Raw genomic sequence first — 21,974 nt, forward strand, 5'->3', positions numbered from 1 at the left:
AAAGGCTATTTGATTTTGTATTTCTAATAGCTTTTATTTTTTTAGTGGAAAACCAATTATGATGTCTCGATTGTTATTTTTATTTCTCTTTTTATCCCAGTGTATAATTTGCTTAGGTCAGGAAGTTGAATACCTAAATGGTTTTAGGTATCCTATAGTGGATCTCAACGCCTATCCAGCTGAATTTATTAAAGTCACTACCCAGAAAAACGGGGTGATTCAAAGCTTTACATATAATTTGGATACAGTAAAGGTTGAGCATTCTACAGTTTTGACTGACGAGAACGGAGAAAAAATCAGTGAACGAATTTTGGGATATTACCCCAATGGAGAAATGAAATTCAATAAGCGTATTGATTACGCGAAGGATGAGTTTAAAGAGACCAACTATTATGAAGATGGTAGTCTAAAAAGTGAAATAGTCAGTTCCTCGATAGAAATCTTATCAGAAACCTATTATGGTGTGGATGGAGTGGTCATTGACAAACCCTTAATTGAAGACCCTGAACCAAAAGGAGGAAAGAAAAGCTGGAATGATTTTTTGGTAGCCAACTTGCAATACCCGGTAGAAGCAAGGTCTGAACGGGCTGAAGGTACGGTTATTTTAGCCTTTGATTTGGATGAGGAAGGAGCTATTGTTAATCCACAGGTAGCCAATCCAGAACAGGTTCATCCAGCCTTGGCTGCAGAAGCCTTGAGGATACTTCTTATTTATCCAGAAAACTGGAATCCAAAAAAAATCAATGGGATTCCAGTTCCTTCAGAAATGAAAATTCCAATTCGATTTAAGTTGAGTTAATACAGGTTATGCTTTCAATTTTTTGAAGACTTAACTTATTCTGCTTCATCCAAGTTTTTTATTGTAGAAGCTGTTGGCCCTTCGAGGAATCAATGCTTATTTAACCCTGAGTTTAACTAGTTAGAGTTGAGTTAAAAATTTGTAAATTGCAACTGAATACAGTTACTTTGAGTTTATGTCTAAGAAGGAAAAACTGATTGCTAGGTTTTTGGGCATGCCATCTGACTTCCATTATAATGAAATGGTGAGACTCCTTGGATACTTTGGTTTTAGTGAAGTAAAGAAAGGTAAAACCTCCGGTTCTAGGGTTAAATTCGAGAACGAGGGTGGGGCTCTTATCATGCTCCATAAACCACATCCAAGCGGGATCATGAAGCAATATCAAATGAAACAGATCAAAGAACTATTGGAGTTATGAAATATCTGGAATATAAAGGTTATACAGGCAGCATTGAATACAGTCCTCAGGATAGTCTTCTCTATGGAAAAGTGTTGGGGGTTAAGGGTCTGATCTCTTACGAAGGAGAAACCGGTAAACACCTGGAAGAGGATTTTAAAGAGGCGGTTGATACTTATCTGGCTCATTGTAAGGAAACGGGGATATCGCCTGAGAAGCCGTTCAAAGGGAGTTTCAATGTAAGAATACCGGCTAAATTACATCAAAAGGCTGCATTATTGGCCATGGAGGCCAAGACTTCATTGAACAACTTCGTTGCTGAAGCGATTCGGTATAGGGTAGAAAAAGATCCCGCCTGATTATTTTTTGTATGAATGGGCGATTGTCTAGTTGGAATACTGCTTCTTGTTTGAACGAAGCATTTGCGCTCGGTGTAATCTTTGACAATAGTTGGTAGTAGTTATGCCATAATATCTTTTAATTCCCGATTAGTAAACACAATTTATTAAGATTTCAAAGGAGGTGTTTTAATTTCCTTAGTGTCCAATAGGACTGTTAGAATTGACCATTCTTCCCAAATTTTCCCTCTTTTTCTCATTTCTCCCTATCTTCGGGCATGATTAAATTAATCGAATGTCCTCGGGATGCCATGCAGGGACTGCCCGATTTTGTGGATACAGCAATCAAGGCGGCTTATATCAACCAGCTATTGGAAGTAGGCTTTGATACAGTGGATTTTGGAAGTTTTGTAAGTCCCAAAGCAATACCCCAAATGAGGGATACTGCGGAAGTATTGAGTTTGTTGGATCTGCATAAATCCCAATCCAAACTTTTAGCCATCATAGCCAATGTCAGAGGTGCAGAAGATGCCTTTCATTTTCCTGAAATTGATTACTTGGGATTTCCTCTTTCTCTTTCTGAAACCTTTCAACAGCGAAATACCAATGCATCCATTTCTAAGGCTTTAGAAACAGTAGAAACCGTTCAAAATCTTTGTCAAACCAAGGGGAAAGAATTGGTAGTTTACTTGAGTATGGGTTTTGGGAATCCCTACGGTGATCCTTATTCCCCAGAATTAGTGGCGGAGTTTGTTCAAAAACTAGATGACCTTGAAGTCAAAATAATATCTTTAAGTGATACAGTAGGAGTAGCTGATAATGAATTGATTAAAAATCTATTTGAAGTGCAAATTCAAGCCTTTCCCCATATAGAATTCGGTGCTCATTTGCACAGTAGAAGAGAAAGTATAGCTGAAAAGGTAATTGCTGGATTGGCAGGAGGATGCAAGCGATTCGATGGGGCGTTAAAGGGATTTGGCGGCTGTCCTATGGCAAATGATGACTTGGTTGGAAATATGGCTACCGAAGTCATGATAGAAACTCTGGAAGGAGAGGGGCACTCATTGAACCTCAATAAAGCCGAGTTGGGAGAATCCATGAAGTTGGCTAATTATGTTTTCCAGTCCTAAGTAATGAGTACTCCATTAATTCAAAGTAAAGTCAAAGCCCTGAGATGGCTGAGGGTGCTTCATAAATGGATGGGTGTTCCATTGATTATTTTCTTTTTCATAATTGGAATTACCTCCATTCTATTAGCCTGGAAAAAGAAGGTAGACCTATTACCTCCAACACAGAAAAGTGAATTTTTAGGTCAGGGAGAGTGGATTTCTCCAGCAATGATGATTTCCATTGCCGAGCTAGAAATGGAAAGGCTAGGAGAGTCCAAGGAAGTAGACAGAATAGATATTCGGCCAGATAAGGGCATAGCTAAAGTAACTTTCAAAAATCACTTTAAAGAAGTGCAGGTCGATGGATTTTCGGGAGAAATATTATCAGTAGACATCCGACATTCTGATTGGATAGAGAAAGTGCACGACGGAAGTATTATAGACTTTTATACTTCAGGAGATGAAGGTGCTAAGTTGACCTATTCAACATTGGTTTCTTTAGGATTGATTTTGCTGGCAATCAGCGGGTTTTATCTTTGGTATTACCCAAAGTTGATCAGAAGGTTGAAAAGTTAGGATCAGTATTGAATTTTATACTTTTTCCCAGGTAAAGATTTAATAATCCCCTCAAATTCCAATTCCAGCAATTTGGATGATAATAATCCCAAAGGTATACCGGTTTGATAGGATATCATGTCTATTTCCAGTTCCTTTTTGTCCAGCAATAATTCTAAAATCAGTTTCTCCTCACCATTTCTGGAACTCAAATCTAAACTTGGTTTGCTGACTTTTTGCTCTCCTGGTTTGGTCCAAAATAAGGCTTCAGCAATATCATTCGGACCTGTATAAATGGATGCTTTCATTTTTTTGATTAATTGATTGCATCCTTCACTGAAGGATGATTGCAAATTGCCCGGTACCGCAAAAACTTCTTTATCATAGCTGTAAGCTATTTCAGCGGTGATCAATGCTCCTCCTTTTTCTGCTGCTTCCACCACAATAAGGGCATCGGAAAGTCCTGCAATAATTCGGTTTCTGGCAGGAAAATTTCCCGGTACCATTTTGGATCCTGAGGGGTACTCGCTGATCAAAGCTCCCTTTTCCAGCATTTGCTCGGCAGTACTTTTATGCACAGCGGGATATATCTGATCGATCGGAGAACCTAATACTCCAATGGTGGGAAGGTCTGTTTTGAGGCTCAGTCTATGAGCTTCTATATCAATGCCATAAGCTAAACCAGATATTATAACAGGTTGATATACAGCTAAATCCTCAATAATTTTTCGAGTAACACTTTTTCCATAATCGGTGGCATTTCTGGTGCCGACTATTCCTACTGTTCTCTCAAAATTCAGGGTACTGTTTCCCTTGATGAATAGTACAACGGGTCCATCTTCTTGCGCTTTTAATCTTTGTGGGAACTCAGGATCCAAATGGGTAAGAATCCGGATATTTTTCTTCTCAGAATTCTGAATGAGTTGATCAGCTGCTCTGAGTAAAGTGTCCTTTTGCTCGCGTAATTCAAGTAGCTTAGGGCCTACTTTTGGAATTTTAGCTGCTTTTCCTTTAGGAATTTCGAAAAAATTCTGAGCAGATCCAGCATATGCCAAAATTGCTTTAAATACTCCCGGTCCTATTTTTGGTGCCAATGATAAGGCTAAAAAATACCTATACTCCTCAGGTGTCGTTTTTTCCTTGAAGTTCATTTTTCAGATTGATTAAAAAGTCTTTGATTTCCTGAAGTTTCTGAACGGCCTCTACCTTGTCGAAGCCTTTGTCTTTTCCTTGTGCTATAACCTCACGAGCACCATCTAGTGTGTAGCCTTTTTCTTTTACTAAATGAAAAATGTAGCGAATTTTCTGAATGTCATCCTTGGTGTAGCGACGGTTTCCTTTTTTATCCTTTTTAGGGCGGATAATATCAAATTCTCCTTCCCAGTAACGGATCAATGAGGGAGCTACTTTGAACATCTGAGCAACTTCACCAATGGAATGATATTTCTTTTCTATTTCTCGCTCTTTGTACGGCACAGCAAAAATGGTTTAAACTCTAAATTAGTGAAAATATAGATTTCTCTTCAAGTAAAACTTGAGCTAATTGATTTTCAAACGAAAAAATTATCGATTCAGTATTTGAAGCATTTGGACAGCTGCAAGTCCGGCTGTTTCTGTTCTCAATCTGCTTTTTCCTAGCGATACAGGTTGGAAGCCGAATTCAAATGCCTTTTTTATTTCTTTAGGGTCAAAATCTCCTTCCGGTCCAATTAGGATGCAATAACTCTTTCCTTTACTGGCTGCATCAAAAAGATGCCTGTCATGATCCTCGTCTACATATGCAATGAAATTCTCATGGTCTTTGTGGATATGATCAGCAAAGAAATCCTCCAAAGAGCAGGAAGGGTTGAGTTTCGGGATCCTAAATTTTAGACTTTGCTTGCAAGCAGCGATGATTTTTTTCTCCAGCCTTTCAGTTTTCAGAAAGCTTCTTTCAGAATTCATCGTCTTGATTAGAGTCAATTCATGAAAACCCAGCTCCGTGATTTTTTCCACCATCCATTCCATTCGGTCAGGACTTTTCGTTGGCGCTATGACCAAATGGATATGAAACTCATCCTCTGCTATTGTTTCCTGATGGAGTACCTGCAGAATGGTTTTTTTAGGGTTGGCCTCCGTGATGGTACATTCAAATAAATTCCCTTCACCATCGGTGACAAAAACCTGATCACCGACTCTTTTTCTCAGAACCTTGGTGAGGTGCTTTGATTCTTCAGACTCCAGATAAATAGTAGGAGGGGCTATATTTTGTTGAAAAAAGAGTTGCATATCTGCCTACAAAAAAAGCACAATTCCCGAAGAAATTGTGCTTTTAACCAATTAACCTTATAACCTAAAAACTCAACCTTTAGAGATTTCCATATTAACGGACTTCCCTTTGATAGTGTTATGTTTCATAGTGCGGATTACATGATCAGCATCTTTCTGTGGAACGTCCACAAAAGAGAAGTTGTCAAATATGTCAATTCCTCCAATGCTTCTGCCTGGGATGCCGGCTTCACCTGCAATTGCTCCCACGATATCATTAGGACGGATTCTGTCTTTTTTACCTAGGTTTAAGAATAGACGGGCCATGTTGGCATCACGAACTCGCTCAGGTCTTCTTCCACCATCTCTGCTGTCTCTTCCACCTTCACGTCTTTCTCTTCTGCCTTCGCCTCTTTCTCCACGTCCAAATCGGTCACTTCCACCTCTTTCAAATCTTCCGCCTCTTTCTCCTCTTTCACGACCTCCGTCACGTCCACCTTCTCTTCTTCTTTCATTGAATGAAGGAAGCGCGAAGTCTTGGTCTCTCATTTCTTTCACAGCATCTCCCATGGTCATCTTTAGTAATCCTAAAGCAATTTGGTCCATGCTTAAACCTTCGGCCAACATTTGGCCAATAGTCGCTTCGAAAATTTGATTATCCTCTTCTTTGCTTAAATGTCTGTAAACATCCTTCACCAATTGAGCTTTTTTCAACTCAATCAAATCAGATACTGAAGGAGGGTCCATTTTTGCGATTGTGGCCTTGGTGAATTTCTCCAAGTCACGAATTTTCATGAAATCTCTTCTGCCAGTTACAAAGTTGATAGCAGTTCCTGATTTTCCAGCTCTACCGGTTCTTCCGATTCTGTGAACGTAGTATTCCTCATCCAGTGGAAGATCGAAGTTGAACACTGCCTCAACATTGTCTACATCAATACCTCTTGCTGCTACGTCAGTCGCAACCAATACAGTACAAAGTCCTTTTCTGAACTTGCCCATTACTTTGTCACGCTGAGCTTGAGATAGATCTCCGTGAAGTGCTTCAGCTAGAATTCCTCTTGAACCCAAAGACTCAGTCACCTCATCGGTCATTCTTTTAGTATTACAGAATACCACAGAAAGTGCATAGTTGTTGACTGTCATTAGACGAGTCATCAATTCCATTTTCAAAGAAGGCTTCACCTCATAAAAAACCTGCTCGATTCTATCGACGGTCAGTTCTTTTTTGGCAACCTTGATGATTTGTGGATCTGTTTGATATTTTCTGGTTAAGTCCATAATAGGCTTAGCCATAGTAGCTGAGAAGAAGACAGTCTGTCTCTGTTCTGGCATCTCCTGCAAGATCGCCTCGATATCATCCCTAAAGCCCATGTCTAGCATTTCATCTGCCTCATCCAAAACGATGATTCCAGCATCTTCCAGCTTCAATGTGCCTCTGTTGATGTGATCTTGAACTCTACCTGGAGTACCTACTACAATCTGAACGCCTTTTTTAAGTACGCGAATCTGCTTGTCGATAGATTCACCACCGTAGATGGCTACAGAGTTTATTCTTTTGTGAAATTTGGCAAGTTTTTGAATTTCGCCTTCAACCTGAACAGCAAGTTCACGGGTAGGGCAAAGGATAATAGCCTGCGGTCTGTTGTATTCCGGATCAACCAAATCGATGATAGGAATTGCAAAAGCTGCGGTTTTTCCAGTACCAGTTTGAGCCTGACCAATTACGTCACGACCTTCTAATACGAAAGGAATGGCTTGAGTTTGAATTTCGGAAGGTTGGGTATAGCCCATTTCTTCCACTGCCCGTAAGATTTCTGCTGAAATCCCCAGGTCTGAGAATTTTGTGTTGTTTTCCATGATGTTTCCTTACTTTTCTTGCCATGTACTCCTTGTGATTATCCCACGACAAGCGACAGTAAGGATTTCACGGCTCAGAAAAATGTTCTATGTCTTATTGACGGTGCAAAATTAATAGTAATTATTTTGTAAACCTAACGGACTCTCAGTCTTTTTAGAATATTCTTAAAAATTAACATGATTTTGGAGTAAAATATTTGGCAAGGTTAGCATCATAGTGCTAACTCCATTACAAAAAGGATCTGTCTGAAGATGCCTCTTTCATCATTTCCTGTGAAAGTTCTTCTCCCAAAAAATTGTCAATCAATCCGTGGGCCAGGTAGAGTAGAGGTGTCAAAATCACAGCTACAGTGAATTTATAGATGTAATTGATGATGCCGACAGCAGCCACTTGGGATAAGTCCCAATTTCCAAATACATAAAAAGCAATTCCCAAAACCACGAAAGAGTCAATGAATTGTGATACTAGGGTAGAGCCAGTTGCTCTCAACCATATCATTTTTGCACCTGTGATCGCCCTTAACTTCTGGAAGACAAAAACATCAATCAGCTGTCCCAATAAAAAGGCAGTCAGGGACCCAACAATAATCCCAAGACCTTGTCTGAAAATAGTGTTGAAGGCATAACTGATGTTGAAAGCATTTCCCTCCGGATCTGTGGCATTTACTTCCAGCCAGAAATCTGCTGGAGTCAGCATGGTCACCAATCCAATTACTAAAAATGAATAAGCAATTAACCCTGCAGTCAGAAAGCTGATCTTTTTTACTCCCTTTTTGCCAAAATACTCATTGATAATATCCGTGGTAATAAATACTACTGGCCAGATTACCGCCCCCGCAGTCAAATTGAAATCCAATAAATACTCCCCGAAAATATTGAGATTAACCGGAGAAAAACCCAAGGTCTTTTCAGCGGAAAAGATTTTAACTCCAATAATCTCTGCAAGAATAGCATTGGTGAGAAATATCCCGCCAAGAATCATAAACAAGTTAGTCTTCCGGGAATTATTGGCTTTGTTCATAAAGTATAGGTTTGACCTTCCAAGCTTAACACGGAGTTTTCAAATACTGTTTTGGCTTCTTCTAACATGGGTTCCAAGTCTACATATCTGGAAGAAAAGTGTCCTAATAAGAGCTGTTTCACTTGAGCAGCTTTTGCTATCTCTGCAGCTTGCTTTGCTGTACTGTGGAAAGTTTTTTCAGCCCTGGCTGCGTCTGACTCCATGAAAGTTGATTCATGATATAATAGATTCACTCCTTTGATAAACTCGATGATATCGGGATTGTAAATTGTATCGGAGCAAAAGGCATAGGAACGCAAAGGAGCTAGCGGATAACAGTATTCCCTAACAGAATAGAAAGACCCATCACTTCCAATGTAGTCCAAACCTTTTCTCAAAGAATGAATAGCTTCCAGGGGAAGCTGTTCCTTTTGCAGCTTTTCTTTGATCAGATTTCTAAATCCAGCTTTTTCCCGAATCAAAAAGCCTGTAGTCGGAAGTCTATGTTTAAGTGGAAAGCTATAAACCTGATAGTTAGCTTGATCTGTCAATAAACTGAATCCTTTGTCTAGATTTGTCTCTTTAAAATGAAGAGGATATGAAAGCTGAGTATTACTATACCTGAAATGAGTGGTTATGATTTCATCCAGACCTTTGGGGCCAAAAAGAAAAATGGGATCAAGACGCTTGGATAAATTGTAACTGGACAGCAATCCAATCAATCCAAGGTAATGATCCCCATGTAGGTGAGAAATAAATATGTGTGAGATTTTTGAGGTTTTGACCTTATACCTTCTCAGTTGTAACTGCGTGCCTTCTCCGCAGTCGAGTAAAATTAACTCCCGACCAATTTGGACCACCTGTGATGTATGATTCCTATCATGTACAGGAATAGAGGAGGTGTTTCCAAGAATCGTTACCTCAAAATCCTTGATCAATCTTCTTCCTCTTCTTCTTCCTCTCCGCTTTCGATTTCATGAATGAAAATAGCCTCACTGGCTTCCTCCAATGAGTTGACTAGATTCAATTTCTTATCAAGCATGGAGATTTTCAATAGCTTCATCACGTGATCCTGAACTCCGGAGATGATAAAAATTCCACCGTTTTTGTTGAATTCACGATCTCCAACTAAAAGAGCACTTAGTCCGCTGGAATCTACATATTTTACCTGGCTCATGTCCAAAACCAAGTTTTCATAGCCTTCAGCATGAACTGTCAATAGCTCAGATTTTAGGGCTGGTGCTAGAATAGAATCCAGTTTTTCCTCCATTGGAGTGAAAACCACATATTGTTCTTTTTTATCGATGCTGTATTTCATATTTAGACGATTGTATTTAAGTGGTAATCCCGAATTAAATCGGTTGAGATCTTGTCAATTCACTTCTAGATTTTCTTGTTATTGACTGACCTTATAAATTTAGATTTATTTGGAAAGATAAGCGTTTATCGCTTTTTCAATCCTATTTTCAAGTTGGTTTGTCTCTGCTTTCTGAAACTTTTCACCGGTGATCTTCTCGAAAAGTTCAATATAACGATCCGAGATGCTATCTACAATTTCATCGGTCATTTCAGGCACTTGCTGTCCCTCTTTCCCCTGGAAACCATTAGCAATCAACCATTGTCTAACAAATTCTTTGGAAAGCTGTTTTTGTGGCAAGTTTTTTTCTTGATTTTCCTCGTAACCTTCTGCGTAGAAGTATCTGGATGAGTCTGGTGTGTGGATCTCATCGATCAGAAATATTTGATCTCCGTATTTCCCGAATTCATATTTCGTATCTACCAGAATCAGTCCTTTTTCTGCAGCCATTTCTTGCCCTCTTTGAAAAAGCGCACGCGTATATTTTTCCAAAACAGCATAGTCTTCCGCACTTACGATTCCTTTTGCCAAAATATCCTCTTTGGAAATATCTTCATCGTGACCTTCTAAGGCTTTGGTGGTAGGAGTGATAATAGGTGTAGGAAAGCGATCATTTTCTTTCATGCCCTCAGGCATAGGCACCCCACAAATCATTCTTTTCCCTGCCTTGTATTCACGTGCAGCATGACCGGACAAATAGCCTCTGATTACCATTTCAACTTTAAATGGCTCACATCTTTTTCCTATGGTCACATTTGGGTCAGGGGTTGCTGCTACCCAGTTTGGAACTATATCAGCTGTGGCAGCAAGAAATTTAGCTGCAATTTGATTTAGAACTTGTCCCTTGAATGGGATGGGTTTGGGTAAAACCACGTCAAAAGCAGAAATCCTGTCAGAGGCTACTACAACCAATTCTTTTTCGAAGATATAGACATCTCTTACCTTTCCTTTATAAAAGCCCTGTTGGCCGGGGAATTGAAAATTGGTTTCTTTGATCGCTTGACTCATGCTTTTGATTTTTGGCAAAAATAGGAAAAGCTTTGCCTTTATACTTTGGGTTTGGGGATTATTTCTCTTCGATTTTACCTGCTTTGTAAATTTCTACTCTTATAAGTTCTCCATTTTCATCATAGAACTCCCTTTTACCATCCAGTTTATCTTTTTTGAAATTCTTGATTTCTTTTAAACTCCCATCTTCCCTAAATATTTTAACTTCTCCCTCCAATAAACCATTGAGATAGGTATTTTTCATCTGAAGCTGTCCATTTGGAAAATAAAAGCTTTCACTAAGTACCAAATCTGAATTAGGAACAAACTTTCTTTCGATAGCAATTTTTCCATTTGCATGATAAACCAAAAGGGGAGTGGTAGGGATTCCTTTTTTATAGCTTATTTGGGATCTTATACTTCCATCAGGAAAATATTCCAGCAAATCACCTTCAGCTATCCCATTTTTGTAAGTTCCCCGTCTTTGAGGGCTTCCATCTTCAAAATTTAAAATATATGCCCCATCCAAGAGGCCTTTTTTGTAATCGATGGATGACTGAATTTTACCATTTTCATAATACTGCTCTTCTTTTCCATCCAAAACTCCTTTAGAGTAGGTTGCAACTCTTAATTTTTGACCACTTTCATCAAACTCCTCTACCAAGCCATCAAATTGTCCCATGGAGAAATTGCGCCTGCTTTGGATTTCCCCATTTTCATAAAAAGATTCATTCAACCCATTTGGCCTGTCATTTTTGAACTCAGTCAGGTCCTGAAGACTTCCGTCGGGATAATAAGTGGTAACCTTTCCCTGAATTTGGTTATTGTTGAAATTAAGTTCCTGCTGAATTTGTCCTGATGGATAAAAGCTTTTGCTCAAGCCATTTCTTTGATTTTCCAAAAAGGGGACAATCCGAATTGTATCTCCGGTTGCCGGATCTAAATCCACAAATAATCCATGTCTTTGGTCATCTTTTAAAAAACCGATTTGGATCAATTGTCCATCTTCACTATATCTTTTGATTTGGCCCTGAGCTTTGCCGTTGATTCGGACATAAATTTCCTTCAGTAGCTCCTGATCCTCATCGTAATAAGTTCGAATTGTATCCTGAGCTTTTGCGATCAAACAAAAGGAAAGAAAGAGTAGAATTGAAAGGGCTTTTTTCATAAAAATAATCCTTGGTGAGGTTAATTCACCAAGGATCAAATTAATTGCTTTTTTAGACTTTTTCTAATACTAAAGCAGAAGCACCGCCGCCTCCGTTACAGATACCGGCAACTCCGATCTGTCCAGATTTTTGATGCAAGACTGAATTTAAGGTAGCGATGATTCTAGCTCCTGAAGCCCCAAGTGGGTGACCAAGGGAGACTGCACCTCCGAATACATTCAGTTTGTCTGGATTCAAATTCAGCTGTTTTTGATTGGCTAATGCCACCGCTGAGAAGGCTTCATTGATTTCATAAAAATCCACATCATCTGCAGTCAAACCTGCATGCTTGATAGCTTTAGGAATCGCAAGTGCTGGAGCAGTAGTAAACCATAGTGGGTCAGTGGCTGCATCTGCAAATCCTCTGATTTTCGCCAGTGGCTTTAATCCCAATTCTTCTGCTTTTTCTTTGCTGACTAATACTAAGGCAGATGCTCCATCATTCATGGTGGAAGCATTGGCTGCGGTAACTGTTCCTGCTTTATCAAATACAGGACGAAGGGAAGGGATTTTATCGAACATAACGTTTTTATATTCCTCATCCTCATCAATGAGAATTGTTTCCCCTTTTCTTCCTTTAAGTTCTACAGGAATTACCTCGTCCTTGAAGTATCCTTTTGCCCAAGCATCAGCAGATCTTTGGTAAGACTGTATTGCATAAGCATCCTGCTCTTCTCTGCTGATTTTCATCTCTTTGGCAGTATTATCTGCACAATTTCCCATAGGGAATTTATAGTAAACTTCGAATAAGCCATCTTTTACAAGGCCGTCCACGAACTCTGCATTGCCATACTTGTATCCAAATCTGGCTTTAGGAACATAGAATGGGACATTGGACATACTTTCCATTCCCCCAGCAACGACCACATCATTGATTCCAAGCATGATGGACTGAGCGGCAAACATTACTGCTTTCATTCCAGAAGCACATACCTTGTTAATAGTAGTACAAGGGACTTGGTACCCAATTCCTGCTCCAATTGCAGCCTGTCTTGCAGGGGCTTGACCTAGATTGGCAGATATTACATTTCCCATGAAAACTTCCTGTACGTCATCCGCTTTGACACTGGATTTTTCCAAGGCACCTTTAATGGCAGTGCTCCCTAACTCAACGGCAGTAAGTCCTGAAAGCTTTCCTCCAAAACTTCCGAGTGGTGTACGAACTGCTGAAACAATATATACTTCTTTAGACATGTTTATTTGGGTTTAATTAAAAGCTCAATTAGAAAATTTTACCAATCAGGAATTCCCCTTTTAGGTCTTTGAGTTGGTTTCTTTTTATTCTGTTGGATATACCGTAATTCAGCTGCATTCATGCTCTCTAAAATCTGAGCAGCTTGCTCTGGGGTCAAGTTCATAGCCTTAAGCTTTTCCTTGAATTCCTCCATGGCTTTCTGTCTGTCAGCTAAATTGGCATCCATTTGATCATTGGCATTTTGGCTTGCAGGGTCATTGCTCTTGTCTGTAGGATTTCCGGACTGAGATTCCTTAGCTTTATCCTGATCTGTCTTTTCCCCTTGATCTTTGGACTCCTGCTGTTGGCCTTCTTCCCCTTGACTTTGCTGATTTTGCTGCTGCTGTTCCTGATTTTGTTGGTTCTGCTGCTGCTGATTTTGGTTTTGTTCCTTTTCTTGATCCTGCTCCAGCTTTTCTTTCAAAGCTTTTAATTTTTGGTCCTCAGGATATTTACTTAATCCCTGATTTACTGTTTTAAGAGCATCCTCTTTTTCAGTTTTGACATAGGACCTCGCAGCTCGGTTAAAGAAATCCCCTGCCGTTTGAGCTTGAAGGCTCAAAGCGGAAAGCAAGAAAATGATGCTTAATAGGTATTTCATTTTTTCTCTATTTCTGTTATTTCTTGGAGACTGTTGATAAAGTCCTGATAAGCTGCAACCGTCTCATCCTGTTGCAGAGCATCAGTCATTACCTGTAACGCATTCTGGAACCTAAATTGTTCAACCAGGCGATCAGCCTCCGCTTTTTTGCGCTTGGCAAATTCGGATGGCTCAGGCTTATTCTGCTCCTCATTTTTCCTTTCCTCGTCTCTTTGCATCCAGCGAGCAAGTAATTCGTAATTATGCCTTGCTACCTCATTGAATGGGTCTTGAATTAAAGCAGATTTAAATTTATTAAGAGCTACTTCATATTCCTTCTTATTTCCCAGAATCACTCCACCTTGATTGTAAGCAAAAGATGAGAGTAACTTATCTGGACTAGTGGATGCTTTGTCAAAATAAGTACTGGCTTCATCGGGATTTTCTGCATAATGATAGCTGAGTCCCAAGTTGAAATCCAATGCGTAGGATTGGAGCTGAAACTGTTCTAATATAAATAAGTGGTCTTTAATAGACTGCTCATATTCTGCTTTGGCATAGCTTTCAGCAGCAACATCTATCGCTGCATTCAACCTGGAGTCCCGGGTCCATGATGCAGGGATTATTAGGAAAATTGCTATGATGACTTTGCCCCAGCTCATTATAATCTAATTGTTTTGATAGGTAAAATCATGTCAATGAGAGACAGAACCAGTCCTGCCAAAAGAAAATAGAAATACTTATTGGAGGAGGTTTCTATTTTTCTGGTGCCTACAGTTCCTCCTTCTAATCTCTCTAGTGCTGCAGTGAGATCACCTAGCTCCTGGGCTTCATCTGAAATTTCAAAATATTGACCTCCTGTTTCTGAGGCAATGTATTTTAAAGATCCTCTATCTAATTTAGTTTCTGCAGGTTTCCCGGTCTCAGGATTGATGATTACTCCATTTCCTCGTGGAATAGAGCTTCCTTTTTCTGTTCCAATACCTAAGGAGTAAACCTTGATTCCAGCATCGCTTAGTCTGTCGCCCACGTCGTCCAAATCATCCCCGAAATTCTCTCCGTCGGAGATCAATACTATGGACTTGGATTTTACTTCCATGCTTTCATCATTGTTGAATCTCTCCAAAGCCATTTTTAAAGGGCCTCTCAGGTCCGTGCCTGAATTTGGAACCAAACCGGTATTCAATCCATCTAAATAAAGCTGGAGCACACTTTGATCAAATGTCAAAGGACACTGCATAAAAGCCTCAGAGGAGAAAATTATCAATCCAATTCTGTCAGATGGAAAACTTTTAATCAAATTTTTCAACTCAAACTTGATTCTCTGCAAACGACTTGGGCCAATATCCGTTGCATTCATAGATTGGGATAAATCAATTGCAATGAAAATATCCTTTCCTTCTTCTTTGACTTCTTTGGTAGATGTTCCAATGGATGGTCCTGCCAAAGCGATTAGAAATAATATAAAGTAAAGAGTACGTATGACCAGTTTGGTGAAAAGTCTTCGCTTTTCAACTTGTAGCCTTCTATTGATGGCCCAATATCTTGATAAATATACCAGATAGAGCAGAATAAAAATTCCTGCTAGGATTGCAATAAGCTTGATGTCAGGATATGCCCAAATCATGGCCTGAAATTATAAAATAAAGCTTACTTTGAAAGGAACTTTCATGCAAGTGGTCGGTTATAAATTCAATGTTTGTAAATATTAACAATTATTAAATCCCAAATCCTTCCGAGTAATTTGAATGGGTTCAATATTTTTGGTCGATGAATTTATCCAAAGTCAATTTTTGTTTGCTGATAGTCTTAGCTTTAAGTCTGTTGCCGTTTTTTCTATTTGCTCAGGAAAGTGCGAAAATCAGTGGGCAGGTTTTGGATGTGAAAGATTCATCACCCTTGCCGGGAGCAAATATTTTTTGGGAAAATGATTTAAAATCTGGAGTAGTTAGTGATTTAGATGGGAATTTTGAAATCCAGCCCACTAAACTTCCAGCCAGATTGATTGTCTCTTTTATAGGCTATGAAAAATCAATCAGAGTTCTTACTGAAAAAGATTTAGCCAAATTTCAGCGCTTTTTTTTGAATCCTGAGGAGTTGTCTCTTGAGGAAGTGATTATTCAGGAAAGGCGTCCGGATGAAAATGTTCGGAATTTGGAGACTGGAAAAGCGAGGGTTCCTATTGAGACTATCAAGAATATTCCCGCTTTATTTGGAGAAGTCGATTTGCTTAGAAGTTTGCAGTTACTACCTGGAGTTCAAACTGCGGGGGAGGGGACTACCGGTTTGTTCGTTAGAGGAGGCTCTGCCGATCAAAATTTAGTACAACTAGATGGAACTCCTGTTTACAATCCTTCCCATTTCTTTGGATTCTTTTCGGTGTTTAATCCAGATGCATTAGATCAGGTGGAATTATATAAGGGGAACATGCCCGCTTCCTATGGAGGAAGGCTGTCTTCTCTAATTGATGTTAGTTTGAGAGAAGGAAATTATGATCAAATTCATGGAGAGGGAGGAATTGGAACAATTTCTTCCAGGTTTACTATAGATGGTCCATTATTTTCAGAAAAATCCTCTTTTGTATTTTCGGCGAGAAGAACCTATGCAGATGTTTTTTTGAAACTGGCTAATGATCCAGACCTAAGAGACAATAGGCTTAATTTTTATGATTTAAGCGGAAAGCTGGCGTTTAAAATCTCGGACAAGGATAAGATCACTTTCTCTACCTATCAAGGGAGAGATTTTCTGGGTGTAAATAAAGAGTTCGGGTTGGGTTGGAGTAATTGGGTGAGTTCATTGAAGTGGTCCAGAAATATTTCTGATGACTTGTTTTTTGACTTAGATGCTTATCACTCTTTTTACAATTATAAAATCGAAATCAATGATCCGGATAATGGGTTTATTTGGAATAATAACCTTTCTGAATCAGGAATTAAGGGAAACTGGTCCTTAAATAATAATTCAAAAACACAGACTTACTGGGGCTTTCATTCCCAGTTTTATAATTTTTCACCCATCAATTTAGAACCTCTTCCGAACAGTAATTTGGATCCAATCAATACCAATCCAAAAAATGGAGTATTGAATAATTTATTTGCTGGACTGTCTCATCAATTCTCTTCAAAATTGAGTGCTGAGGCTGGGCTCCGATGGGGTTTTTTCAATCAGCTAGGTAGAGGTGTGGACTATAGATATGCGGGAGGTGTTCCTGGACCGGATGTGGAAGTGATTGATTCTGTTCAATTCAATTCCTTCGAAAACATCAAGTTTTATCAAGGCTTGGAGCCAAGATTGGCTTTTAGGTATTTGATTAATGAAGAGTTTTCGTTGAAAGCCGCCTACAACAGGAATTTTCAATACGTGCAGATTGCTTCTAATAGTTCTGCAGGATTGCCAATTGATAGATGGATTTTGGCAGGCACTTATGTTCCTCCGATTAGATCTGATCAAATTTCGGTTGGAGTGTTCAAAAACTTCCAAAATAACAAATGGGAGTTTTCAGTTGAATCTTATTATAAAGACCTGAGAAATATCATTGATTTGAGAAATGGAGCTCAGGTTCTATTTACAGACCAGGTGGAAACAGAAATTCTTACCGGAAAAGGCTGGGCTTATGGAGTGGAGTTTTTACTTCGAAAAAATACCGGAAAAACTACAGGCTGGCTGGCATATACCTGGTCAAGAACTTGGAGGTTGATTGAAGGAATAAGTGAAAACCGAAAGTATAACCCAAGATTTGATAGACCTCATGATGTGACTTTGGTCTTGAATCATGAGTTTTCTCCTTCCTGGTCATCAGGTTTAACCTTCGTTTATACCACAGGACAGGCAGTCACATTTCCAATCGGAACTTATCCAATAGACAACCAGCATTTACCACTTTTTTCCAAATTCAGAAATCAGGATAGATTCCCGGATTATCATCGCATGGATGCCTCAGTCACGTGGAAAAACCCCAATAAAGGGAGAAAATGGAGGGGAAGCTGGAACTTCAGTGTTTACAATCTATATGGAAGAAAGAACCCTTTTGCCTATGAGTTCCGTCAGATCTACAATGATGATTTTAGATTTAGTGCGGGGGATGGCCCTATTGAATCTAGTCGGCAAGGAATCGTCATGACCTATTTGTTTACATTTCTTCCTTCAATTACTTATAATTTTCAGTTTTGATGAGACGATTGCTTATTCTTCTGTTGAGTGTGGTGTTTTTTTCCTGTCAGGAAGAAGTGGATCTTCCCTTGGCTACTATAGAAGGAGAGATCCCTGTAATAGAGGGTACATGGACCGATAAGGACTTTTATAATGAGGTGACTATTAGCCTTGCAAAGAATTATTTTGATGAATCCACTAGAATTGTGATTTCTGATGCTGAGGTGGTAATCAGTATTCCAGGGACTGAAGTTTTGATCCCATTTGTCTACAATTCCAGTTCAAGGAGCTATAGGCCGAAGGATAGGAGAAAGGTGGCAAAAGTAGGAGAGCGATATAATCTTTCCGTCAAATGGGGGGGTAATATTTATCAAGCTTCGGGACTGATGTTAGAAGCTCCGAAAATTGATAGCTTGACCTATGAGTTCAAAGAGAAAAGACTATTCTCTGACGAGGGATACTATATTAAAGCCTATGGCAAAATTCCATTCACCAGAGATAACTATTATCGGATTAGAGTCATTGAAAATGACACCTTGAAAAACAATAGGGAAGATTATTTACTATTTGATGATACCTTTGGATTAAGTTTTTTCGAAAGAGGTTTGGAGTTAAATTATGCATTTCAGCCTGGAGATAGAGTTAGACTGGAGCTTTTTCGTATGAATAGAGATGTTTATAATTATTTTACCCAGTTGGTAGGATTGTTATTTAATGATGGTGGACTCTTCAGTCCTCCTCCTCAAAATCCAGAAACCAATATTCGGGTCATTCAGGGAGAGGGTGAGGTATTGGGGTACTTCCTGGTTTCGCCTTTATTATCGGAATCCATTTTTATTCGCGAATAACCTATATTTAGTAAGTCATAAATTATTTTTCAATAGATCTACTAATTTTTAATAGGTTATTTAAAAAATTCATTTTAAATTAAAGTCATGAAAGAATTATCAGAACAGGAAGAGCGCATCATGCGCATATTATGGAAGATGGGACAAGGTCTCATTCGTGACGTTTTGGACGAATTTCCAGAACCTAAGCCACCTTACACCACTTTGGCCTCAACAATCAGGTTACTGGAGAAAAAGGGGTATTTGACTCACAAGGTTTACGGTACAGTTCACATGTATATCCCGACAGTCAGTCAGGAAGACTATTCTAAGAAAAGCATCAATCATATGGTAAAGCATTTCTTTGAAGGGTCTGTAGGTAATTTCTTATCCTTTATGGTGAAAGAGAAAAAAATCAGCAAGGATGAAATTGATGATTTGCAGAAGATGATTGATGATTACGAAAACATGGATAAACAATGAATAATGTTTTAAATTATCTTTTAGAAGGAAGCATTTGCCTGGTAGGCGGATGGGTTTTTTATAAGGTAGTATTAGAAAAACTAACCTTCTTTGACTGGAATAGAGTAACTCTTCTGGTTTTGATGCTGCTGGTTCTTTTTGTGCCCCTTTTGTCATTTGAGATGACTCAAGCGGCGGCACCTCTCGCGGAATACACACTTCCTACTTTTGATTTTGGAAGCACCACTGAGCAAGTGGAAACCTATTCTTGGCAGGAAATGATTTTGGTGATTTATGCCATTGGATTGGTCTTTTCACTAGGTAAGTTTTGTTTGGGTTTGGCCAAACCTATTTTTCAGCTCCAACTGGTCGAAAAGAGGAATTATCAGGGAATGAAATTAGCCATCCATCCCAGCTTTGAACCAGCATCTTTCTTCAATTATATTTTATTGCCAAAATTTGACCCAGAGGATCCGGATCAAAAACAGATTTTACTTCATGAATCAATTCACGTGGCAAAAAAACACACCTGGGACTTGATTCTGATTCAGTTTACCAAGGCTATTTTTTGGTTTAACCCATTCATTTATGCTTTAGAAAAATCTCTTCGGGAAGTGCATGAGTTTCAGGCTGACCAAGGGGTGACCAAATCTTTTTCTCAATTCGATTATTCAAGATTGCTTGTTAGACTTTTAGCTAAAGATCAAGGCTGGCAGTTTATGAATAGCTTTAATCAATTTCAAACAAAAAAACGCATTGTTATGATGAACAAAACTAAATCAACTGAACTGCAAAAGAGCAGATTTTTGTTAGTTCTCCCTCTTTTTTCATTAATGGTTTTTGTATTCGCTTGCGAGCAAAACTTATCAGATGAACCACTCAAGCCAGAACAGATAGTGGATGTGATCAATGAAGATGGATCAACTGAACTCAAGGGAATGGTCAATGGTAAAGTGGTTGACATAGCAGCGGATGAAATATTTGACGTGGTGGAAACTCAGCCTCAACCACCGGGGGGAATGTCTGGATGGAATAATTACTTGAGCGCGAATCTTAAATACCCGGATGCTGCTAGGGCTGAAGGAGTTGAAGGTACTGTCATTGTCGTTTTTGTAATTAATACTGATGGTTCAGTTCAGGATGTGGAAATTTTGAGAGGAGTGGGTTCTGGTTTGGATGAAGAGGCACTAAGAGTGGTTCAAAATTCCCCTGAATGGAAAGCTGGCGAACAAAGAGGTCGGAAAGTAAGAACTCGAATGAGATTACCAATTCGGTTCAAGTTGAGTTAAGCAAATAATCGTGTTAAGCAACCTGAAAAGCTCTCCAAGCTATTGGAGAGTTTTTTCCATTAAAATTCAAAATCATGAAAAACTATAAATTAACCCTAGTATTTATTCCCCTTTTCCTATTTTTAATCGGGGTTGAGTTGAAAGCTCAAACTGGCGAAACAGTTGAGGAACAGATAGAAAAATTAGATGTTGCTCCTCAGCCTCCCGGTGGATTTCAGGGATGGACGCAATATCTTATCAATAGTTTAAAATATCCTGAAAAGGCCCAATCCAAAGAAATAGAAGGCACTGTCATTGTTTCTTTTATTGTAGAAAAAGACGGCTCACTTAGCGATATTGAGTTGATGAGGGGAATAGGTGGGGGATGCGATGAGGAAGCCTTGAGAGTAGTCAAAGGCTCTGGCAAATGGTCTCCAGGTGAAATGAATGGAAGTATTGTCAGGACAAGAATGAGACTTCCAATTCGATTCAAATTGGGATAAAAAAAGTGGCTGTCTTAAAAGTGAAGTTTGTCACATTGAGCGTCCCAACAATTTTTCGGGATCGAAATGTGGGCCAGAAAGATTAAAATGGCCGTTGACTCCCTGCCTGACGTTAATTAGGCGCTCAGTCTGACAATCTACTAAAAAGACAGCCTCTTTTTATTAGAAATCAGTTGTCTTTCCATCCAAATCCAATTCCTTAATCCAGACATTTTTGTAAAGGACATCGTGTCCTTCAGCCTGAAGCTTCAAACCTCCGGGTCTGTCTGTAATTCCTTTACCACCGTCATTTCCTCCGTCTAGACCCGAATTTGGACCGCCCCATACCTGTTGGATTACCACATCTTCGTGGATTTTTTTACCATTAAAATAAACTGTGACCCTGGCTTTTTCTTTTAATATTCCATTTTCAAAGCGAGCTGCTTTGAATACAATGTCATAGGCATTCCATTTCCCAAGACCATTATAGGCCTGTTCTTTTGGGAGATGTTCATTGATCACTGCAGCCAATCCATGAAGTCCATAGTCTCCATCCAGGATTTGAATTTCGTATCGATTCTGAAGATAAACCCCGCTATTTCCTCCCTCATTTTTTATCAAAAACTCCACATGAGCCCTGAAGTCCTTGTATTTCTTTTTGGTAACGATATCTGCAGCTCCATATTTCCCTCCTGCTCCTGCTGGGTCATTGGAACTGATTGCTTTGCCTCCTGTCACAGGATCTTGAACCTCAGGCCATTTGATAGGTGCCTCAGCTGAAAATCTAGGTCCTTCCCAATACTCCCATTTTTCAAGCAACATAGACTTGGTGCCATCTAACATGAGTTCTGCTCCTTCAATAGGTTTGACACCCACTCCGACTTGTGCAGTGCTTTCACAGCTTAAGAAAAGGAAATAAAAGAATGCCGATAAAAGGCATAGGATGGAGGTTTTTGTGTTTTTCATAGGTTTTGGGTTTGATTTATTAAAAAGCTATTGATTGCTTTTTGGTCAATTTGGTTAATTTTAATGATGTAGGAAATAAATTTTACACGGAGAATGCGAAGTAATCTCCCTTTCTTTAAATTATTTTCTATGCTAAGCCCTTGTTTATCTTT

The 21,974-nt window shown here is 39.2% G+C and carries 23 protein-coding genes and 2 pseudogenes; 11 read left to right on the forward strand and 14 right to left on the reverse strand.

All coding sequences use genetic code 11. The annotated features are described in order from the left end of the window. The first annotated feature begins 61 nt into the window (after positions 1–61). The 5 genes from BM073_RS02975 (at position 62) to BM073_RS02995 (ending at position 3,219) form a co-directional block, all read left to right on the forward strand. On the forward strand, positions 62–799 hold the full coding sequence (locus BM073_RS02975; RefSeq protein WP_175557834.1) for an energy transducer TonB: 738 nt from the start codon (positions 62–64) through the stop codon (positions 797–799). A 175-nt stretch (positions 800–974) separates the two neighbouring features. Then, positions 975–1,217, forward strand: a complete 243-nt coding sequence (locus tag BM073_RS02980; RefSeq protein WP_091650134.1) for a type II toxin-antitoxin system HicA family toxin — start codon at positions 975–977, stop codon at positions 1,215–1,217. Then, positions 1,214–1,555, forward strand: coding sequence for a type II toxin-antitoxin system HicB family antitoxin (locus tag BM073_RS02985; protein WP_091650137.1), 342 nt, complete (start codon positions 1,214–1,216; stop codon positions 1,553–1,555). Before BM073_RS02980 ends, BM073_RS02985 begins: the two co-directional genes overlap by 4 nt. A gap of 257 nt (positions 1,556–1,812) precedes the next feature. Beyond that, entirely contained in the window at positions 1,813–2,664 is an 852-nt protein-coding gene (locus BM073_RS02990; RefSeq protein ID WP_091650139.1) for a hydroxymethylglutaryl-CoA lyase, read from the forward strand. Positions 2,665–2,667: 3 nt separating this feature from the next. Next, positions 2,668–3,219 (forward strand): PepSY domain-containing protein, encoded by a 552-nt coding sequence (locus BM073_RS02995; RefSeq protein ID WP_091650142.1) that lies wholly within the window; start codon positions 2,668–2,670, stop codon positions 3,217–3,219. A gap of 2 nt (positions 3,220–3,221) precedes the next feature. Here BM073_RS02995 and dprA read toward each other — a convergent pair whose 3' ends face one another. The 13 genes from dprA to BM073_RS03060 form a co-directional block, all read right to left on the reverse strand. Next, complete coding sequence (gene dprA, locus BM073_RS03000; RefSeq protein WP_091650145.1) at positions 3,222–4,349, reverse strand: DNA-processing protein DprA; 1,128 nt, start codon at positions 4,347–4,349, stop codon at positions 3,222–3,224. Further along, positions 4,321–4,674, reverse strand: a complete 354-nt coding sequence (locus BM073_RS03005) for a MerR family transcriptional regulator (RefSeq protein WP_091650148.1) — start codon at positions 4,672–4,674, stop codon at positions 4,321–4,323. Before BM073_RS03005 ends, dprA begins: the two co-directional genes overlap by 29 nt. Before the next feature lie 87 nt (positions 4,675–4,761). After that, the gene (locus tag BM073_RS03010; RefSeq protein WP_091650151.1) at positions 4,762–5,466 is read right to left on the reverse strand and encodes a 16S rRNA (uracil(1498)-N(3))-methyltransferase; all 705 of its coding nucleotides are present in this window, start codon (positions 5,464–5,466) and stop codon (positions 4,762–4,764) included. 72 nt (positions 5,467–5,538) lie between these two features. Beyond that, complete coding sequence (locus BM073_RS03015) at positions 5,539–7,302, reverse strand: DEAD/DEAH box helicase (RefSeq protein ID WP_091650154.1); 1,764 nt, start codon at positions 7,300–7,302, stop codon at positions 5,539–5,541. Between the two features lie 229 nt (positions 7,303–7,531). Further along, a complete protein-coding gene (locus BM073_RS03020; protein WP_091650156.1) occupies positions 7,532–8,323 on the reverse strand; it encodes a queuosine precursor transporter in 792 nt (263 codons plus the stop codon). Further along, complete coding sequence (locus tag BM073_RS03025; protein ID WP_091650159.1) at positions 8,320–9,240, reverse strand: ribonuclease Z; 921 nt, start codon at positions 9,238–9,240, stop codon at positions 8,320–8,322. Before BM073_RS03025 ends, BM073_RS03020 begins: the two co-directional genes overlap by 4 nt. Beyond that, a complete protein-coding gene (locus BM073_RS03030; protein WP_091650162.1) occupies positions 9,237–9,620 on the reverse strand; it encodes an STAS domain-containing protein in 384 nt (127 codons plus the stop codon). Before BM073_RS03030 ends, BM073_RS03025 begins: the two co-directional genes overlap by 4 nt. A gap of 105 nt (positions 9,621–9,725) precedes the next feature. Next, entirely contained in the window at positions 9,726–10,667 is a 942-nt protein-coding gene (locus BM073_RS03035; protein ID WP_091650165.1) for a phosphoribosylaminoimidazolesuccinocarboxamide synthase, read from the reverse strand. A gap of 58 nt (positions 10,668–10,725) precedes the next feature. Beyond that, positions 10,726–11,814 carry a toxin-antitoxin system YwqK family antitoxin gene (locus BM073_RS03040; RefSeq protein WP_091650168.1) on the reverse strand — a complete coding sequence of 363 codons (1,089 nt, stop codon included), beginning with the start codon at positions 11,812–11,814 and terminating at the stop codon, positions 10,726–10,728. 52 nt (positions 11,815–11,866) lie between these two features. Then, entirely contained in the window at positions 11,867–13,048 is a 1,182-nt protein-coding gene (locus BM073_RS03045; protein ID WP_091650171.1) for an acetyl-CoA C-acyltransferase, read from the reverse strand. Positions 13,049–13,086: 38 nt separating this feature from the next. Further along, on the reverse strand, positions 13,087–13,689 hold the full coding sequence (locus BM073_RS03050) for a hypothetical protein (protein WP_091650175.1): 603 nt from the start codon (positions 13,687–13,689) through the stop codon (positions 13,087–13,089). After that, on the reverse strand, positions 13,686–14,330 hold the full coding sequence (locus BM073_RS03055; protein WP_091650178.1) for a tetratricopeptide repeat protein: 645 nt from the start codon (positions 14,328–14,330) through the stop codon (positions 13,686–13,688). Before BM073_RS03055 ends, BM073_RS03050 begins: the two co-directional genes overlap by 4 nt. Then, positions 14,330–15,295, reverse strand: a complete 966-nt coding sequence (locus BM073_RS03060; protein WP_091650180.1) for a VWA domain-containing protein — start codon at positions 15,293–15,295, stop codon at positions 14,330–14,332. Before BM073_RS03060 ends, BM073_RS03055 begins: the two co-directional genes overlap by 1 nt. Positions 15,296–15,438: 143 nt before the next feature. Here BM073_RS03060 and BM073_RS03065 point away from each other — a divergent pair, with 143 nt between their 5' ends. The 6 genes and pseudogenes from BM073_RS03065 to BM073_RS03085 all read left to right on the forward strand — a co-directional run bounded on the left by BM073_RS03065 (position 15,439) and on the right by BM073_RS03085 (position 20,877). Beyond that, the gene (locus BM073_RS03065) at positions 15,439–17,838 is read left to right on the forward strand and encodes a TonB-dependent receptor (RefSeq protein ID WP_091650183.1); all 2,400 of its coding nucleotides are present in this window, start codon (positions 15,439–15,441) and stop codon (positions 17,836–17,838) included. Then, a complete protein-coding gene (locus tag BM073_RS03070; RefSeq protein WP_175557835.1) occupies positions 17,838–18,665 on the forward strand; it encodes a DUF4249 family protein in 828 nt (275 codons plus the stop codon). The genes BM073_RS03065 and BM073_RS03070 overlap by 1 nt, the downstream gene beginning before the upstream one ends. A gap of 87 nt (positions 18,666–18,752) precedes the next feature. Continuing rightward, complete coding sequence (locus BM073_RS03075) at positions 18,753–19,127, forward strand: BlaI/MecI/CopY family transcriptional regulator (protein WP_091650190.1); 375 nt, start codon at positions 18,753–18,755, stop codon at positions 19,125–19,127. Between the two features lie 371 nt (positions 19,128–19,498). Beyond that, positions 19,499–19,858 (forward strand): annotated as a pseudogene (locus BM073_RS18195) (M56 family metallopeptidase); the annotation flags it as partial. 216 nt (positions 19,859–20,074) lie between these two features. Next, positions 20,075–20,395: pseudogene (locus tag BM073_RS18200) on the forward strand (energy transducer TonB); the annotation flags it as partial. Between the two features lie 74 nt (positions 20,396–20,469). Continuing rightward, a complete protein-coding gene (locus tag BM073_RS03085; RefSeq protein WP_091650196.1) occupies positions 20,470–20,877 on the forward strand; it encodes an energy transducer TonB in 408 nt (135 codons plus the stop codon). Positions 20,878–21,039: 162 nt separating this feature from the next. On the opposite strand, the gene BM073_RS03090 is transcribed toward BM073_RS03085, so the two are convergent. Then, entirely contained in the window at positions 21,040–21,822 is a 783-nt protein-coding gene (locus tag BM073_RS03090) for a 3-keto-disaccharide hydrolase (RefSeq protein WP_091650198.1), read from the reverse strand. Positions 21,823–21,974: the final 152 nt, after the last annotated feature.

Source organism: Algoriphagus ornithinivorans (assembly GCF_900115305.1).
Taxonomy (GTDB): Bacteria; Bacteroidota; Bacteroidia; order Cytophagales; family Cyclobacteriaceae; genus Algoriphagus; species Algoriphagus ornithinivorans.